Source organism: Ruegeria sp. AWH4_226 (assembly GCF_056159225.1).
In genome coordinates, this window is record NZ_JBSWUU010000001.1 from 2,214,225 (window position 1) to 2,231,290 (window position 17,066).

At 57.4% G+C, this 17,066-nt stretch carries 18 protein-coding genes; 12 read left to right on the top strand and 6 right to left on the bottom strand.

Annotated elements, in window-relative coordinates; genetic code table 11:
* Positions 1-167 precede the first annotated feature (167 nt).
* The 5 genes from ACXAET_RS10900 to ACXAET_RS10920 are packed head-to-tail and all read right to left on the bottom strand — an operon-like array spanning position 168 to position 3,560.
* Positions 168-839, bottom strand: a complete 672-nt coding sequence (locus ACXAET_RS10900; RefSeq protein ID WP_475184597.1) for a DUF1194 domain-containing protein — start codon at positions 837-839, stop codon at positions 168-170.
* Between the two features lie 55 nt (positions 840-894).
* The gene (locus ACXAET_RS10905; RefSeq protein ID WP_475184599.1) at positions 895-1,923 is read right to left on the bottom strand and encodes a MaoC family dehydratase; all 1,029 of its coding nucleotides are present in this window, start codon (positions 1,921-1,923) and stop codon (positions 895-897) included.
* Positions 1,923-2,129 (bottom strand): DUF1737 domain-containing protein, encoded by a 207-nt coding sequence (locus ACXAET_RS10910; RefSeq protein WP_475184601.1) that lies wholly within the window; start codon positions 2,127-2,129, stop codon positions 1,923-1,925. The genes ACXAET_RS10905 and ACXAET_RS10910 overlap by 1 nt, the downstream gene beginning before the upstream one ends.
* A 12-nt stretch (positions 2,130-2,141) precedes the next feature.
* Positions 2,142-2,696, bottom strand: a complete 555-nt coding sequence (locus ACXAET_RS10915; RefSeq protein ID WP_475184603.1) for an NnrU family protein — start codon at positions 2,694-2,696, stop codon at positions 2,142-2,144.
* Positions 2,697-2,702: 6 nt separating this feature from the next.
* Entirely contained in the window at positions 2,703-3,560 is an 858-nt protein-coding gene (locus ACXAET_RS10920) for an HpcH/HpaI aldolase/citrate lyase family protein (RefSeq protein WP_475184605.1), read from the bottom strand.
* 170 nt (positions 3,561-3,730) lie between these two features.
* Here ACXAET_RS10920 and ACXAET_RS10925 point away from each other — a divergent pair, with 170 nt between their 5' ends.
* Positions 3,731-4,030: a hypothetical protein gene (locus tag ACXAET_RS10925; protein WP_475184607.1), complete on the top strand. Its 300-nt coding sequence runs from the start codon at positions 3,731-3,733 to the stop codon at positions 4,028-4,030.
* On the opposite strand, the gene ACXAET_RS10930 is transcribed toward ACXAET_RS10925, so the two are convergent.
* Positions 4,027-4,782: a sulfite exporter TauE/SafE family protein gene (locus ACXAET_RS10930; RefSeq protein WP_475184609.1), complete on the bottom strand. Its 756-nt coding sequence runs from the start codon at positions 4,780-4,782 to the stop codon at positions 4,027-4,029. The two genes, ACXAET_RS10925 and ACXAET_RS10930, sit on opposite strands and share 4 nt — an antisense overlap.
* Positions 4,783-4,943: 161 nt before the next feature.
* Here ACXAET_RS10930 and mdh point away from each other — a divergent pair, with 161 nt between their 5' ends.
* The 11 genes from mdh to lpdA all read left to right on the top strand — a co-directional run bounded on the left by mdh (position 4,944) and on the right by lpdA (position 17,056).
* Complete coding sequence (gene mdh, locus ACXAET_RS10935; protein ID WP_475184611.1) at positions 4,944-5,906, top strand: malate dehydrogenase; 963 nt, start codon at positions 4,944-4,946, stop codon at positions 5,904-5,906.
* Between the two features lie 427 nt (positions 5,907-6,333).
* The gene (gene sucC, locus ACXAET_RS10940) at positions 6,334-7,527 is read left to right on the top strand and encodes an ADP-forming succinate--CoA ligase subunit beta (protein ID WP_475184612.1); all 1,194 of its coding nucleotides are present in this window, start codon (positions 6,334-6,336) and stop codon (positions 7,525-7,527) included.
* A 46-nt stretch (positions 7,528-7,573) separates the two neighbouring features.
* The gene (locus ACXAET_RS10945; protein ID WP_475184616.1) at positions 7,574-8,239 is read left to right on the top strand and encodes a hypothetical protein; all 666 of its coding nucleotides are present in this window, start codon (positions 7,574-7,576) and stop codon (positions 8,237-8,239) included.
* 77 nt (positions 8,240-8,316) lie between these two features.
* A complete protein-coding gene (gene sucD / locus ACXAET_RS10950) occupies positions 8,317-9,198 on the top strand; it encodes a succinate--CoA ligase subunit alpha (RefSeq protein ID WP_170480831.1) in 882 nt (293 codons plus the stop codon).
* Positions 9,199-9,216: 18 nt separating this feature from the next.
* The gene (locus ACXAET_RS10955) at positions 9,217-9,762 is read left to right on the top strand and encodes a DUF805 domain-containing protein (protein WP_475184619.1); all 546 of its coding nucleotides are present in this window, start codon (positions 9,217-9,219) and stop codon (positions 9,760-9,762) included.
* Entirely contained in the window at positions 9,759-10,301 is a 543-nt protein-coding gene (locus ACXAET_RS10960) for a DUF805 domain-containing protein (RefSeq protein ID WP_475184623.1), read from the top strand. The genes ACXAET_RS10955 and ACXAET_RS10960 overlap by 4 nt, the downstream gene beginning before the upstream one ends.
* Positions 10,298-13,255 carry a 2-oxoglutarate dehydrogenase E1 component gene (locus tag ACXAET_RS10965; protein WP_475184627.1) on the top strand — a complete coding sequence of 986 codons (2,958 nt, stop codon included), beginning with the start codon at positions 10,298-10,300 and terminating at the stop codon, positions 13,253-13,255. The genes ACXAET_RS10960 and ACXAET_RS10965 overlap by 4 nt, the downstream gene beginning before the upstream one ends.
* A 3-nt stretch (positions 13,256-13,258) precedes the next feature.
* Positions 13,259-14,776: a 2-oxoglutarate dehydrogenase complex dihydrolipoyllysine-residue succinyltransferase gene (gene odhB, locus ACXAET_RS10970; protein WP_475184630.1), complete on the top strand. Its 1,518-nt coding sequence runs from the start codon at positions 13,259-13,261 to the stop codon at positions 14,774-14,776.
* A gap of 2 nt (positions 14,777-14,778) precedes the next feature.
* The gene (locus ACXAET_RS10975) at positions 14,779-15,048 is read left to right on the top strand and encodes a hypothetical protein (RefSeq protein WP_475184633.1); all 270 of its coding nucleotides are present in this window, start codon (positions 14,779-14,781) and stop codon (positions 15,046-15,048) included.
* Between the two features lie 136 nt (positions 15,049-15,184).
* On the top strand, positions 15,185-15,595 hold the full coding sequence (locus tag ACXAET_RS10980; protein ID WP_475184637.1) for an MAPEG family protein: 411 nt from the start codon (positions 15,185-15,187) through the stop codon (positions 15,593-15,595).
* Positions 15,596-15,667: 72 nt separating this feature from the next.
* Entirely contained in the window at positions 15,668-17,056 is a 1,389-nt protein-coding gene (lpdA, locus tag ACXAET_RS10985; protein ID WP_475184642.1) for a dihydrolipoyl dehydrogenase, read from the top strand.
* The last annotated feature ends 10 nt before the right edge of the window (positions 17,057-17,066 follow it).

Below are 17,066 nucleotides of genomic sequence, written 5' to 3' on the forward strand. Positions count from 1 at the left end.
CTTTTTTGATCCTCTGTCACGTGTTGCTTAGCCAAAAATGGGTAAAATGGGCTCAAAATCGCAGATTTTGGCTTTACGTGATCACACTAAATAAAACCGTGATCACAAAATTCCTGGAATTGTCATAATGTTAGCGTTTTCAGGGGAAAAGCATTGTGATCACGAATCTACTGCGGCTGCTCCAAGGCTGCGGACTGTTGCACAACCTCGCGCAGCAGCTTTTTCCGGATACGTTCAGGGTAGTCCGCAAAACCCGCGGCCGAGACAACAAACGCCCCCTCTCCGACAATCACGTTTTCAAAGAAATAGGCTGTCAGATCCGGTTCGCTTTCTTCGATCGCGATGGCGTTGACCGTCACGCCTCTGCTCCGCAGCGTATTGTGTAGTTCGGATGGCTCTATGCCTTCGTTTGAGACCCCATCGCCCGAAATGTCTATCAGGTGGCGTTTACAGTCTGACACGGCATCAAAACTGGACATCGTCATCTCAAGTGCTTCACCAATGGCCGTGGAAAAGTTGCGCCAGACTCTGGGATCGCTGGCGACCTGAGCGGCAAAACGTTCAAGCGCGTCAAAGCTGTCGATCCTGGTCCATGGGATCGTCACTTTCTGGCGCGACGATCCGGTCCATTGCACAAGCATCAAATGAGCCTGCCCGCGCACCAATGCTTCAGACACAAGCGGATCACGCAACCCCTCGGCCAATCCGTCCATCTGAATCCGGTATTCTTTTGTGTCGACCGATCCCGATACATCCACGGCCAATGCCAAAGCCAGATCGCACGCCAGCACAGGCGGCGTCAGAAACAGGCAAGCAAGAAGGGAGCGCAGCAGGACCATAGCCGCAGCCTAGCACGAATAGGGCAGGCTGTGATCACATGAGTGTGCCTCGCCCTCAGACCGGCATCAGAGCCCAATAATCAAGGTCAAGCAGGACATTTGGCTGATACCGACCGTCTTCGTTTTTCAAAACAAACGGCTCACCGCCTTTGGTTGCAACCAATCGCAAGCGCATGGCCCCAATGCCCGGAACTGTCGTTTCCGCCTTGTCCAGAACTTCGGACCAGGCCTTGATCGTATCGCCGGCAAAACAAGGGTTGGCATGCGCCCCGCCGTTCAGACCCACGATCATCTGCGCATTTGCGAGCCCATTGAACGACAAGGCCCGCGCCATCGAAATCACGTGTCCACCATAGATCAGACGGCCATCGGGTCGGAACGTCAGGTCAAAATGTACTTTTGCCGTGTTTTGCCAGAGACGCGTGGCCAGCATATGCTCAGCCTCTTCCACAGTTACGCCATCGACATGATCAATGGTTTCGCCAATTTCATAGTCACCCCAGCGATGTCCCTCGCCCGATTGAACAAAGTTGTAATTCGAGAAATCCAACCCCGATGGTACCACCAGATCCTGCGGATCAAGCGCCTTTTTCAGATCCGGAACAACGGCTTCGGGTGCAGGGGCGTCAAGGTTCGATTTGCGCACCATAACCCAGCGTACATACTCGATCACAACCTCGTCGCGCTGGTTAAAGCCACGCGTGCGGACCCACACCACCCCGGTCTTACCATTCGAGTTCTGTTTGACGCCGATTACCTCAGACTCCGCGCGCAGCGTGTCACCGGGATAGACCGGCTTTAGCCACCGCCCTTCGGCATAGCCCAGATTTGCCACCGCGTTCAGCGAGATATCAGGTACGGTTTTGCCAAAAACCACGTGGAACGCGGCCAGATCGTCAATCGGGCTTTTCGGCAGACCACAGTTCCGGGCGAACTCATCCGAGGAATAGAGCGCATGCCGCGCGGGATACAACGCATGATACAACGCGCGCTCTCCATTGGTTACGGTGCGTGGCACAGCATGGTGCAGCACCTGCCCGACTGAGTAATCCTCGAAAAAGCGGCCCGGATTGGTTTTTGCCATCATTGTTGTCCCAGTTTCATGTCGGGTGAATAGTCCGTAGTGACCTCTTTGATCACGGCCTGCGCGCATCGCATCATACGGCTAGATTCGTCAAAGGCGTATGAAGGGTCGCCATACAGCTCCCACCCTTTGGCCAGCGCGTCCGAGACCTTGTGGCAGAAGGCTGAGGTGTCTTCCGCAGTCAGCAGCCGGTAGAGTTTTGCCATTGCATCAGCTCCTTACGACGGAAATGGCCAAGGGCCAACCAGCCCGTGGATGTAACCGATGATGCCCAACAGCACGATCGAGCCAGCAAAGAATATCGCGTCCTTGCCATAAGTGCCGGGTTCGCCGGGCATCCATTCAGGCTCGGCGCGGTTGATGACAATCACCTCGACCACCGCCCAGGCCAGCAAGCCGCCGAACAGGATGATCGAGGCCAGATCGCCATTGACCAAAAGATGCGCGAAAGCCCACAGCTTGAACCCGCCCAGCATCGGGTGGCGGAGCTTGTGCAGCAAGCGGCCTTTGGTTCCGGCCGGGCTCATCAGATAGATCGCGATCAGCACCAAAAGGTTGTTGATGTGGATCATGAATGCCGGTGGCGCCCAGACATAAATGAAATCGGTCATGCGATAGCCGAAGATCATCAACAGGATTGCTGCAACCAGTGACAGGGCCACCGCGCCTTTGCCCGCATCGCCCATCGCTGCACGTTGCGTTGGCATTATGCGTTTGAAAAGATGTGCGGCCCACCACAGTGCCACCCCAAGGATCAGAAGAAAAAAGCCCATGCTGGCTTACCCCGCTTGCAAAGCTGAAATCGCCTCTGCTTTTGCCAGAATTTCGCGGGCTGTTACAACATGCAGATTTTCAACAATCTTCCCATCGACCACTGCGACACCCTGACCCTGCGCCTCGGTCTCTTCAAACGCAGCAATCTGGCGGCGCGCCAGATCAATCTCGGCCTGCGATGGCGCAAAAGCCGCGTTGGCGATGTCGACCTGCGCCGGGTGAATCAGAGTCTTGCCATCAAAACCCATATCGCGGCCCTGCTCACATTCAGCCGCCAGACCATCGTTGTCTTTGAACGCATTGTATACCCCGTCGACGATGGTCAGCCCCTCGGCCTTGGCGGCCAGCAGGCATAAACCCAATGAGGTCATCAGCGGCAGGCGGTCGGCGCGGAACCGGGTTTGCAGGTCTTTGGCCAGATCATTTGTGCCCATCACAAAGCCTGTCATCAGCGGATGAGCCGCAATCTCAGCCGCATTCAGCATACCGCGCGGCGTTTCCATCATCGCCCAGACCGGCTTGTCACCTGTGATGGCAGCAAGGGCATCCACGTCAGCGGCTGCGTTCACCTTGGGTAGCAACACAACATCAGCGTTCATATCACGGACCGCCTCGGCATCGGCCCGGCCCCATTCTGTATCCAGGCCGTTGATGCGTACGATCTTGACGCGTTCACCGTAGCCACCAGCCGCCAGCGCCGCACTCAGCGTTTGGCGCGCATTTGCCTTTTCCTCAGCGGCCACCGCGTCTTCGAGATCAAAGATGATTGCATCCACCGGCAATGTGCGCGCTTTGTCCAGTGCCCGCTCGCGTGAGCCGGGGATGTACAAAACTGAGCGATAGGGGCGCTGACGGGCGTCCATTGGCCTCTCCCTTTGAAACAAAATTGCGCGAAATGGGGCATTATTTTCCGGAAAGTTCAAGGGCAAAATCGCCGCAACGCAGCATGAGCGCCGCAACGTGCGTAGGCTTAACCTAATTTGGGTCAGCCGACGCCAAGCTGAAGGTCAGATGGAAACAGGAGGTTATACAGATGAAAGACATGCTGATCAAGTTGACGATGGGCCTTGGTATCATGGTGCTGGCCGCACAGCAGGTACAGGCCCGCACCTGCGCCCCACGCGATGAAATGGTGAAACGACTGGCAGGCAAATATGGCGAAACGCGCCACGCCATCGGACTCGCGCGGCAAGGTGCGATAATGGAGCTTTTTGCTTCGGATCAGACTGGCAGCTGGACGATCACGGTAACGCTGCCGGACGGAACAAGCTGCCTGGTCGCAGCGGGTGGGGACTATGAGGCGATCACAGAAGCCCTTCCACCCAATATCTAAGTCAAGGCATCCCAGATCAGTTTGCTGCCAGTAATGATCAGCAATACGTAGGCAATGCCAAAAAACAGCCGTTCGGACAGCATGAAATGCGCCCGGACGCCCAGCCAGGCACCCAGCAATGCAAAAGGTGTCAGCAGCAGATCAGCCCATGCCGTGTGCCAGGTGAACATACCGAGAAAGGCGTAGGGAACGAATTTCGAGATGTTGATGACCCAGAAGACCAGCACGGTGGATGCCTGGAATTCGGTCTTCGTCAAGCGCTGCGACAGCAGATAGACAGCGGCAGGCGGCCCGCCGGCATGACTGACAAAACTGGTAAACCCGGCGACCAGCCCGGCAAACAACCCGGCAGTTGGCGGCAGTCTTTTTTCAAACCCCCGGATCAGGCCTTTGCTCTGGGCGAAATGCCAGACTACGAATCCGACCGAGATTCCGCCAATCAGCAAACGCAGCAGGTCATCATCGGTCGCGCGGTAGAGCCAAGCGCCCAGCGCGACCCCAGGGACCGCACCCAAAATCAACAAGCGCGAGTCAGGCCAGCTCCAGCGTTTCCAATACGGGCCAAGGGTCGCCACATCTATGACCATCAGTATGGGCAGCATCAGTGCAAGCGCCTGCCCCGGCTCAAGTATCAGCGCCAGAATCGACGACGACGCAAAAGCCACGCCTGACCCGAACCCGCCCTTCGAGATGCCCGCAAAGATCACCGCCGGAATTGCGACGGCAAAAAACATCAGGTTCAGTTCGAACATGCGGCATCCCGTATATTGGCTTGTCTAAAAAGCCGTTTAGCGCAATCGGCGCGCCCGGTGCAAACTGTATGCGGTTGCATGCCGCGCTGCATAACCCTTGCGCGAACGCCATTTACCGACTAGCACAACCGCGACTTCAAAACCGACCGGAGACAATCCAAATGGCCAGACCCAAGATCGCGCTGATCGGCGCAGGTCAGATCGGCGGCACGCTCGCCCACCTCACAGCAATGAAAGAACTGGGTGATGTCGTCCTGTTCGACATCGCCGAAGGCATCCCCGAAGGCAAAGCGCTCGATATCGCTGAGTCCGGGCCCTCCGAGGGCTTTGATGCCAAGCTGAAAGGCACCCAGTCCTATGAGGATATCGCAGGTGCCGATGTCTGCATCGTGACCGCTGGCGTACCGCGCAAACCGGGTATGAGCCGTGACGATCTGCTGGGGATCAACCTGAAAGTCATGAAATCCGTCGGTGAAGGCATCGCCGCCCACGCGCCTGACGCCTTCGTCATCTGCATTACCAACCCGCTGGACGCGATGGTCTGGGCGCTGCGCGAATTCTCTGGCCTGCCGCACAATAAGGTCTGTGGCATGGCTGGCGTCCTGGACTCGGCCCGGTTCCGGCACTTCCTGGCCGAAGAATTTGGCGTCTCCATGAAAGACGTCACGGCCTTCGTTCTGGGCGGCCACGGTGATACCATGGTACCGTCGGTTCGCTATTCGACCGTTGCGGGTATCCCGCTGCCCGATCTGGTCAAAATGGGCTGGACCTCGCAAGACAAACTGGACGCGATCGTACAGCGCACCCGCGACGGCGGCGCCGAGATTGTTGGACTGCTGAAAACAGGATCAGCTTTCTACGCCCCGGCAACGTCGGCGATTGAAATGGCTGAGGCCTATCTGAAAGACCAAAAACGCGTCCTACCCTGCGCCGCCTATTGCGATGGCGAGCTGGGTGTTAGCGGCATGTACGTAGGTGTCCCCACCGTAATCGGGGCTGGTGGCATCGAAAAAATCGTCAATATCACCCTGAACGATGAAGAGCAGGCCGGTTTCGACAACTCGGTCAATGCTGTGAAGGGTCTGATCGAAGCTTGCAAAGGCATCGACAACTCGTTGGCATAAGGTCCGGTGTAACCGACTATGAATCTTAATGCGCGTCTTCGGGCGCGCATTTTTTGTCTTGTTGGCCTGTTTGGGCTCTACCACCGGCGCGCGTCTAACATTCTTTCCGTCAACTCTGACAAAATCCGGCATGCATCCGAACCTTGTCGGCGGAATGCAACACGACGCGATCATTTTTTCTCGGGTCGTAACCGCGCTCAGGACTATCGGGTAGGCGATTGTCGCAGGTGTTGATTTGTAGAATCGATGCGGCTGCTCAAATCAATCGGCCCACATCAACGGGCATCTTGTGATCACACCCAAAAAATCTGTGATCACAAAAGTCGAAAATCTTAGCGAAAAAGTGCTAAGGCAGCAAAAAAGCCTTTATATTTCTGCTCTACAGCCGTCTATAACGACTTAATCGTAGTCAGACGGGACAGTTTCGATGAACATTCACGAATATCAGGCCAAGGCTCTTCTTCGCAGCTATGGCGCTCCGGTCTCCGAAGGTCGCGCGGTTTTGCGCGCCGAGGAAGCCAAAACCGCAGCCGGTGAACTGGATGGCCCCCTTTGGGTTGTCAAAGCACAAATTCACGCAGGTGGTCGCGGCAAGGGGTCTTTCAAAGAAACCGATGCTGGTGAAAAGGGCGGTGTCCGTCTGACCAAGTCGGTGGAAGAAGCCGCCGAAGAAGCAAAGAAGATGTTGGGTCGTACTCTGGTCACGCATCAGACCGGCCCCGCAGGCAAGCAGGTCAACCGCATTTATATTGAGGCCGGGTCCGGCATCGAACGCGAATTGTACCTGGCCCTGCTGGTCGATCGTCAGACCAGCCGCATCTCATTCGTCTGCTCGACTGAGGGCGGCATGGACATTGAAGAGGTTGCTGCTGCCACGCCCGAAAAAATCCTGTCCTTTTCGGTCGACCCTGCGACCGGCTATCAAGCCTATCACGGCCGCCGCATCGCCTTTTCGCTGGGACTGGAAGGCGCGCAGGTCAAGCAATGCGTTAAACTGATGAGCCAGCTTTACGCCGCCTTCGTCGAGAAGGATATGGAGATGCTGGAGATTAACCCGCTGATCATTTCGGACAAAGGTGATCTGAAAGTGCTGGACGCCAAGGTCGGCTTTGACGGCAACGCGGTCTACCGCCACCCCGACATCGCCGAACTGCGCGACGAGACCGAGGAAGACCCCAAGGAACTGGAAGCCAGCAAATACGACCTGAACTACATCGCGCTGGATGGTGAGATCGGCTGCATGGTCAACGGCGCCGGCCTGGCGATGGCCACCATGGACATCATCAAACTCTATGGGGCCGAGCCTGCCAACTTCCTCGACGTGGGCGGCGGTGCGACCAAAGAGAAAGTGACCGAGGCGTTCAAGATCATCACCTCGGACCCGCAAGTCAAAGGCATTCTGGTCAACATCTTCGGCGGCATCATGCGCTGTGACGTCATCGCCGAGGGCGTGGTCGCTGCGGTGAAAGAGGTCGGCCTGCAGGTTCCGCTGGTCGTGCGTCTGGAAGGCACGAATGTCGAGAAAGGCAAAGAGATCATCAACACCTCTGGCCTGGACGTGATCGCGGCGGACAACCTGAAAGACGGTGCCGAGAAGATCGTGAAAGCGGTTAAGGGTTGATTTCCGAAAAGCCGGTTCATTTCTCGGGGTCCGAAGGAAGTGTGTGATGCGTAGCGGTGTTAGGAATGCGTTCGAGTGCAAGAGCTGGGCGGGGCGAAATACCCCTCGCTCGGGCAATGGCTCAACGCTTGAAGCAACTGCGCCGCTTCGTCTTGCCCTTCCAGGGATTTTTGAGCGGTACAAGGTGAAGACATTCCTTGACGCGCCTTGTGGTGACTGGACCTGGATGCAGGAAGTGGACCTGACCGGCTTGAACTACATCGGCGGAGATATATCCCTCGAACTGGTTCAGTCTGTTCAGGAACAGCATACAGCACCGGGTCGCGAGTTTGTTCATCTGGACATTACCTCCGACCCCTTGCCCCGAGCTGACTTGATGATGTGTCGGGATTGCCTGTTTCACCTGAAATGGTGGCTGCGGTGGGCGTTTTTTGAAAACTTCGTCAAAAGCGAGACACCTTATCTGCTGACTACGATGCACCATGTGCCCGTTAACGAGCGATTGAAAAACAACGCAGGCTTCAAAAGGTTCAACCCTTGTGTTGCGCCTTTCAATTTCTCGGATCCGATCGAAAAAATCGAGGAAACGGGCGAGATTAATATCGACCCTGACTTCCTTCAATCGGCAGAGGGGAAAGACCAGCGTTCGTTAGGCATATGGTCCAGAGACCAAGTTATTGACGCATTGGACCGGCATCAGAATGGCTCATGAAACACAGAATACGCGAATTGCGACACCGGTGAATTCGATTATCGGCGCGCTCACACTAATCAAAATGGAGGCCTAAAATGGCAGTCCTCATCGACGAAAATACCAAAGTGATCTGTCAGGGCTTCACCGGCTCGCAGGGAACATTCCACTCCGAACAGGCCATCGCCTATGGCACCAAGATGGTCGGCGGCGTGACCCCCGGCAAAGGCGGGATGGAGCACCTGGGCCTGCCCGTGTTCAATTCGGTCCACGAAGCCAAGCATGTGACCGAAGCCAATGCCAGCGTGATCTACGTACCGCCTCCCTTTGCGGCCGACTCGATCCTCGAAGCGATTGATGCCGAGATGGAAGTGATCGTGGCAATCACCGAAGGCATCCCGGTGCTGGATATGATGAAAGTGAAGCGCGCGCTGGAAGGCAGCAAATCGCGCCTGATCGGCCCGAACTGCCCCGGTGTCATCACGCCCGACGCCTGCAAGATCGGCATCATGCCCGGCCACATCCACAAGCGCGGCTCGGTCGGCGTTGTGTCGCGCTCGGGTACCCTGACCTATGAGGCCGTCAAGCAGACCACTGATGTGGGTCTGGGCCAGTCCACTTGTGTTGGCATCGGTGGCGACCCGATCAAAGGCACCGAGCATATCGACGTGCTGGAATGGTTCCTGGCCGATGACGAAACCCACTCGATCATCATGATCGGTGAGATCGGAGGCTCGGCCGAAGAAGAAGCCGCGCAGTTCTTGGCGGATGAGGCCAAGAAGGGCCGCAAAAAGCCGGTTGCCGGTTTCATCGCAGGCCGCACGGCCCCTCCGGGCCGCCGCATGGGCCACGCGGGCGCAATCGTCGCCGGCGGCAAAGGCGGCGCCGAGGACAAGATCGAAGCCATGCGCTCGGCCGGTATCGTCGTGGCCGAAAGCCCGGCAACGCTGGGTGAGGCTGTGCTGGAAGCGATAGGGTAATCGAAGTCGTCGAAAGCTATGAAAGCCAGCGCTACACACCTTCTTACTTTTTCCGGGCGGGCATCCCGCTCGGACTACTGGAAGTACGCGGTGCCGATACTGGTTGTATTGGCGGGCACTATAGCTTTCGATTTGTTCGTCCTTGACCCAGTTGCGTACAAACGTGAAACCATTACGACTGACTTGTTCACTGGCGAAAAATCACGTGAAGTTTCTACGGTGATCCACTACGGCCCTGGAACACTGAGCTTCGTTGTTTCCCTTGTGCTGCTTATCCCTTTCTCCTCAGTTTTAGTTCGCAGAGTACATGATATCGGTTTTCCTGCATGGTACGCTTGGCTGGCACTTTTCCTAGCGTTTTTCTTCGGACCTGCTTTGACGTTCTTCGCGGGTCTTCTGGGCATGATCTCAATTCCCTTGGCCCTGATTGTTGCGTTCTTTTTGGGCGTACCACAGCTCATACTTACATTGCTTGCATTTCTAGTAATCATCTTGTGGGGAACGACCCCATCAGAACCCGGGTTAAATGAGTACGGACCAAACCCTTTGGAGGCCAAACAATGACCTTCTCCGACGCCATCCGCACCTGTTTCGCCAAGTTCTTCACCTTCTCAGGGAGAGCCTCGCGGCCCGAATATTGGTTCTTTTTCCTTTTCATCGTGATCTGGAGCTTAATCGCCGGGATCATCGACTGGCAGTTCTTCACGCAAGTCTCGGTCAGCCAGAGCGATGAGGTGAAATCCGTCACCGCCACGTCCTCACAACCTGTACAAAGCATCGTCAGCCTGATTGTGTTCTTTCCGCATCTGGCCGTCGCGTGGCGGCGGATGCATGATACCGGGCGCAGCGGGCTTTATGCGTTGTTACCGATCCTGCTGATCCTCGGGGCAGGTGCCGTTCTGTTCTTCGGCATCGGCCTTGCATCCAGTTTCCAGCATGGCGGCAATCTGGACATCCTGTTCACCCGTGCCACTTTGCTGCTCGTCATTCCGACACTGCTTGTTCTGTTTGTGTCACCCCTTCTGGTCCTGTGGTGGCTCTCCCGCCCCAGCCAGCCAGGCACCAACCAATACGGTCCCAACCCACATGAGGTAGCCCAATGACCGAACATACGCCTAATTCCGCATTTCACGCCTCTAGCTTTATGCAGGGGCACAATGCCGAGTATCTGGAGCAGCTTTATGCCCAGTACACCAAGAACCCCGGTGCGGTAGACGCCGCCTGGGCCGAGTTCTTCAAGGCCATGGGCGACGCCACGCCGGACGTTCAGAAAGAGGCCGAGGGGCCGTCCTGGGCGCGGACCGACTGGCCGCCGATGCCCGCTGATGACCTGACCGGAGCGCTGACTGGTGAATGGTCAGAGATTGACGCCAAGGCGGCGGGCAAGAAGATCAAGGAAAAGGCTGCGGACAAGGGCGTTGAGGTCAGCGACGACCAGGTCAAACGCGCCGTTCTGGACAGTCTGCGCGCGCTGATGCTGATCCGGGCCTATCGTATCCGGGGTCATCTGGCTGCCGATCTTGACCCGCTGGGCATGCGAGCCGCCAGTACGCATCCTGAGCTGGATCCCAAAACCTATGGCTTCACCGAGGCCGACATGGACCGGCCAATTTTTATCGACAACGTTCTGGGCCTTCAAATGGCAAGCATGCGCCAGATCGTCGAGATCGTGAAACGCACTTATTGCGGCACATTCGCGCTGCAATACATGCATATCTCGGACCCCGAACAGGCCGCCTGGCTGAAGGAACGGATCGAAGGCTATGGCAAGGAAATCCAGTTCACCAAGGAAGGCCGCAAGGCCATTCTGAACAAGATGGTCGAGGCCGAGGGATTTGAGAAATTCCTGCACGTCAAATACATGGGCACCAAACGCTTTGGTCTTGACGGTGGTGAGGCGCTGATCCCTGCGATGGAACAGATCATCAAGCGTGGCGGTGCCTTGGGCATAAGGGACATCGTCATTGGTATGCCCCACCGGGGGCGTCTGAACATCCTTGCCAATGTGATGCGTAAACCCTATCGCGCGATCTTCAACGAATTCCAGGGCGGCAGCTTCAAACCCGAAGACGTGGATGGGTCGGGCGACGTGAAATACCACCTCGGCGCCTCCAGTGATCGAGAGTTTGACGGCAACAGCGTGCACCTTTCGCTAACCGCGAACCCTTCGCATCTTGAGGCCGTGAACCCTGTGGTGCTGGGCAAGGTCCGTGCCAAGCAGGACCAACTGAACGATACTGATCGTACCGCGGTGATGGGCATCCTCCTGCACGGTGACGCAGCTTTTGCCGGTCAAGGTGTTGTGGCCGAAGGCTTTGGTCTGTCGGGTCTGCGCGGTCACAGAACCGGCGGCACCATGCATATCGTGGTGAACAACCAGATTGGCTTTACCACCGCACCGCATTTCTCGCGGTCTTCTCCGTATCCGACGGATATCGCGCTAATGGTCGAGGCACCGATTTTCCACGTGAACGGCGATGACCCCGAAGCGGTGGTGCACGCAGCCAAGGTTGCGACCGAGTTCCGCCAGAAGTTCCACAAGGACGTGGTCATCGACATCTTCTGCTATCGCCGGTTTGGTCACAACGAGGGCGATGAGCCCATGTTTACCAACCCCATCATGTACAAGAAGATCAAGACTCATAAGACCACGCTGTCGTTGTATACTGAGCGTTTGGTCCAAGACGGCCTGATCCCGGAAGGTGAGATCGAGGACATGAAAGCCGCCTTCCAGGCGCATCTGAACGATGAGTTCGACGCCGGCAAGGATTACAAGCCGAACAAGGCGGACTGGTTGGATGGGCGTTGGTCGCATCTGAACAAAAACAAAGAGGAATATGTCCGCGGTGAAACTGCAATCTCGCCCGAGACATTCGCCGAAGTCGGCAAGGCCCTGACGCATGCGCCCGCCGATATCGCGGTGCACAAAACCGTCTCGCGCCTGCTGGACCACAAGAAACAGATGTTCGACAGCGGCAAAGGCTTTGATTGGGCAACGGGTGAGGCACTGGCCTTTGGGTCATTGCTGACCGAGGGGTATCCGGTACGCCTGTCCGGGCAGGATGCGACACGCGGTACGTTCAGTCAGCGCCACTCAGGCTTCGTGCACCAGGAAACCGAAGAGCGATATTACCCGCTGAACAACATCCGTGAAGGGCAGTCGAAATACGAAGTGATCGACTCGATGCTCTCGGAATACGCGGTCTTGGGCTTCGAATACGGCTATTCGCTTGCCGAACCCAACGCGCTGACCCTTTGGGAGGCGCAGTTTGGTGACTTTGCCAACGGTGCGCAGATCATGTTTGACCAGTTCATCAGCTCAGGCGAAAGCAAATGGCTGCGTATGTCGGGTCTGGTGACCCTGCTGCCGCACGGGTTCGAAGGTCAAGGCCCCGAACATAGTTCGGCCCGTCTGGAACGCTTCTTGCAGATGTGCGGTCAGGACAACTGGATCGTTGCGAATTGCACGACGCCGGCGAACTACTTCCACATCCTGCGCCGCCAATTGCACCGTACCTTCCGCAAACCGCTGATTCTGGTCACTCCGAAGTCGCTGTTGCGGCACAAGCTGGCAGTCAGCACGGTCGAGGATTTCACCACCGGCTCCAGCTTCCACCGGGTGCTGTGGGACGACGCGCAACAGGGCAACTCGGACACCAAGCTGGTGGCCGACAAGAAGATCAAACGCGTCGTTCTGTGTTCGGGCAAGGTCTATTACGACCTGCTGGAAGAACGCGACGCACGCGGGATCGACGACATCTACCTACTGCGGATCGAGCAATACTATCCGTTCCCGGCGCACTCGCTGATCAACGAGCTTGAGCGTTTTAAAGGGGCCGAGATGGTCTGGTGTCAGGAAGAACCCAAGAACCAGGGCGCCTGGACATTTATTGAACCCAATATCGAATGGGTGCTGACCCGCATCGGCGCCAAAAACACAAGGCCGACCTATGTCGGCCGCGCAACCTCGGCTTCGCCCGCGACGGGTCTGGCCAGCCAACACAAAGCTCAACAAGAGGCGCTCGTGAACGAAGCGCTGAGCCTCGAAGGAAAGTAAACGATGACCATAGAAGTTCGTGTTCCCACGCTTGGCGAATCCGTCACCGAAGCCACGGTTGCGACCTGGTTCAAGAAACCTGGTGATGCCGTGGCTGTGGATGAGATGCTCTGTGAGCTTGAGACTGACAAAGTAACGGTTGAGGTCCCGGCCCCGGCTGCCGGTGTCATGGGTGAAATCGTCGCCGCCGAGGGTGAAACCGTTGGTGTTGACGCCTTGCTTGCGACTATTGCCGCAGGCGAAGGTGCAGCTCCGGCACCGGCCGCTGCCGCCGCTGAACCCGCACCTAAGCCCGCACCGGATGCTGGCGCTGGCAGTGTCGACGTGATGGTTCCCACCTTGGGCGAGTCGGTCACCGAGGCCACGGTATCCACGTGGTTCAAGCAGGTGGGCGACGCAGTGGCGCAAGACGAAATGCTCTGCGAGCTTGAAACTGACAAGGTCTCCGTCGAAGTTCCAGCGCCTGCCGCAGGCGTTCTGTCCGAAATCGTCGCGCCCGAAGGCACGACCGTGGATGCAACGGCCAAGCTGGCCGTGATCTCGGGCGCGGGCGCTGCAACGGCCCCCGCCGCGGCTCCGGCAGCTGCTGCAGCAGCACCGGCCGCAGCAACTGCGGGTAAAGACGTAGCCAACGCACCTTCGGCCGAAAAAGCGATGGCCGAGGCTGGTCTGAGTGCTGATCAGGTTACCGGCACCGGTCGCGATGGCCGCATCATGAAGGAAGACGTGGCCAAGGCGGTCGCAACTGCTGCTGCGCCTGCGCCCGCACCGGCTCCCGCTCCGGCCGCCGCGCCACGCGCGCCGGTTCCTGCGGATGACGCTGCGCGCGAAGAACGCGTCAAGATGACCCGTCTGCGCCAAACCATCGCCAAGCGCCTGAAAGACAGCCAGAACACCGCCGCGATGCTGACCACCTATAACGAGGTGGACATGACCGAGGTGATGGCCCTGCGCAGCCAGTACAAGGACCAGTTCGAGAAGAAACACGGCGTGCGCCTGGGCTTTATGTCCTTCTTCACCAAGGCGTGCTGCCATGCGCTGAAGGAAGTGCCCGAGGTCAATGCCGAGATCGACGGCACCGACATCGTCTATAAGAACTTTGTCCATATGGGCGTGGCCGCGGGTACACCGACTGGCCTTGTGGTTCCGGTTATTCGCGACGCGGACTCGATGTCCTTTGCCGCGATCGAGAAGGCCATCGCCGAGAAAGGCAAACGCGCCCGCGACGGTAAACTGTCGATGGCCGAGATGCAGGGAGGGACCTTCACCATCTCAAACGGTGGCGTCTATGGCTCGCTGATGTCTTCCCCCATCCTGAACCCCCCGCAGTCGGGTATTCTGGGCATGCACAAGATCCAGGATCGTCCGATGGCAATCAACGGTCAGGTTGTAATCCGTCCGATGATGTATCTGGCGCTGTCATATGACCACCGGATCGTGGACGGTAAGGGCGCGGTGACCTTCCTTGTCCGCGTAAAAGAGGCGCTGGAAGATCCACGCCGCCTGTTGATGGACCTGTAATCATGGCAACGCATGTGCTCTGGCAAGCTGATGTGGCGGATTTCGATGCCTGGCTGAAGGTGTTCCGCGAGGATGCGGCAGTGCGGAAATCTGCCGGAATTCACGACCTTCACGTCTGGCGCGATCCTGCGCGGCGCGATCACGCCGTTGCCCTGTTCGAGATCTCGGATCTAGATCGGGCCACGGCTTTTCTCGAATCCGAGGAACTTGCCATGCATCACGAACGCGGCGGCGTCGCGCATATTCAGGTCAAAGTTCTTTCGCCCGAGTAGGCATGATGCCCTGTGTACGTGACATATTCCAATTGACTGGCGGCGTCCGCGCCGCCACACCCCGGCAGGGTCTACAACTGCGATCTGCGTTGAACTTTTACTGTAGGAACCCCCGCTCATTCGGAGATCGCACCACATGACCCCCGAACTTATCGCATTGACCTTGGCCGCATTGTTACAGGTCGTGCAATATGCCCTGATGGCGATACCCGCGAATATCGAACTGGGACCGGGTAAAACCATGTCCCCGCGCGACCGCTCGCGTCTGAAAGGATCGCTGGAAGACCAGTTATCGGATGAGACTGGCCGTTTATACCGTGCGCTGAACAATCATTTCGAAGGATTAATCCTGTTCACGATAGCCTGCACTGTCGTCACGGTCGCAGATGCGGGCACTGGATTTACCGCGACCTGCGCATGGATCTATCTGATCGCCCGCATACTCTACGTACCGGCGTATTTTTTTGGCTTGTCGCCCTGGCGCAGCCTCATCTGGTTCGCCGGTTTTCTCGCAACAACTTTCATGCTTTTGGCGGTGCTTTTTTGACACCGCCAGTTTACAGCCTGTGCGCAGGTGGTGTCTGCTCTGCCACAGCCCGACTACTCAAGGAGACCTTTCATGGCAAACTATGACGTCATCGTAATCGGCGCTGGCCCCGGCGGCTATGTCTGCGCTATTCGCTGTGCCCAACTGGGATTGAAAACCGCCGTTGTGGAAGGGCGAGATACGCTGGGCGGCACGTGCCTGAACGTCGGCTGCATCCCGTCCAAGGCGCTGCTGCATGCCAGCCACCAACTGCACGAGGCCGAGCATAACTTTGCCAAGATGGGCCTGAAGGGGAAAAGCCCCTCAGTCGATTGGAAACAGATGCAGGTCTACAAAGACGAAACCATTGAGGGTAATACCAAGGGCATCGAGTTTCTGTTCAAGAAAAACAAGATCGACTGGTTAAAGGGCTGGGGCTCGATCCCCGCTGCAGGTCAGGTCAAAGTGGGTGACGAGATTTACACGGCCAAGGACATCATCATCGCTTCGGGCTCTGAACCAGCTTCGCTGCCGGGCGTTGACGTGGATGAAAAAGTTGTCGTGACCTCGACCGGGGCGCTGTCGCTTGGCAAGGTTCCGAAAAAGATGGTGGTCATTGGCGCGGGCGTGATCGGTCTGGAGCTGGGGTCGGTGTATCAACGTCTTGGCGCTGAAGTCACCGTGATCGAATTCCTCGACGTGATCACGCCGGGCATGGACCCCGAGGTTCAGAAAACGTTCCAGCGTATTCTGAAAAAACAGGGGTTGAACTTTGTCATGGGCGCAGCGGTACAAAAGACCGAAGCGACCAAGACCAAGGCAAAAGTCACATATAAGCTGCGCAAGGATGACAGCGAACACGTGATTGAGGCGGATACCGTTCTGGTCGCCACCGGGCGCAAGCCATTCTCGGACGGTCTTGGGCTTGAGGCACTGGGTGTTGAAATGACCCCGCGCGGCCAGATCAAGGTGGGTTCTGACTGGCAGACAAACGTACCCGGCATCTATGCCATCGGCGACGTCACCGAAGGCCCGATGCTGGCGCATAAGGCCGAAGACGAAGGCATGGCCGCCGCGGAACAGGTCGCCGGAAAACATGGCCACGTCAATTATGGCGTCATTCCGGGGGTAATCTACACCTGGCCCGAGGTCGCCAATGTCGGCGAAACCGAAGAGACCCTGAAAGACCAAGGCCGCGCCTATAAGGTGGGCAAATTCATGTTCATGGGCAACGGTCGCGCCAAGGCGAATTTTGCGGCGGATGGGTTCGTCAAAATTCTGGCTGACACCGAAACCGACCGGATTCTTGGCGCCCACATTATCGGCCCGGCAGCAGGCGATCTGATCCATGAGGTTTGCGTCGCAATGGAGTTCGGCGCGTCAGCCGAAGATCTGGCCCTGACCTGCCATGCGCACCCAACCTATTCCGAAGCGGTACGAGAAGCAGCGCTGGCCTGCGGTGACGGCCCGATCCACAGCTAACTCACTACCC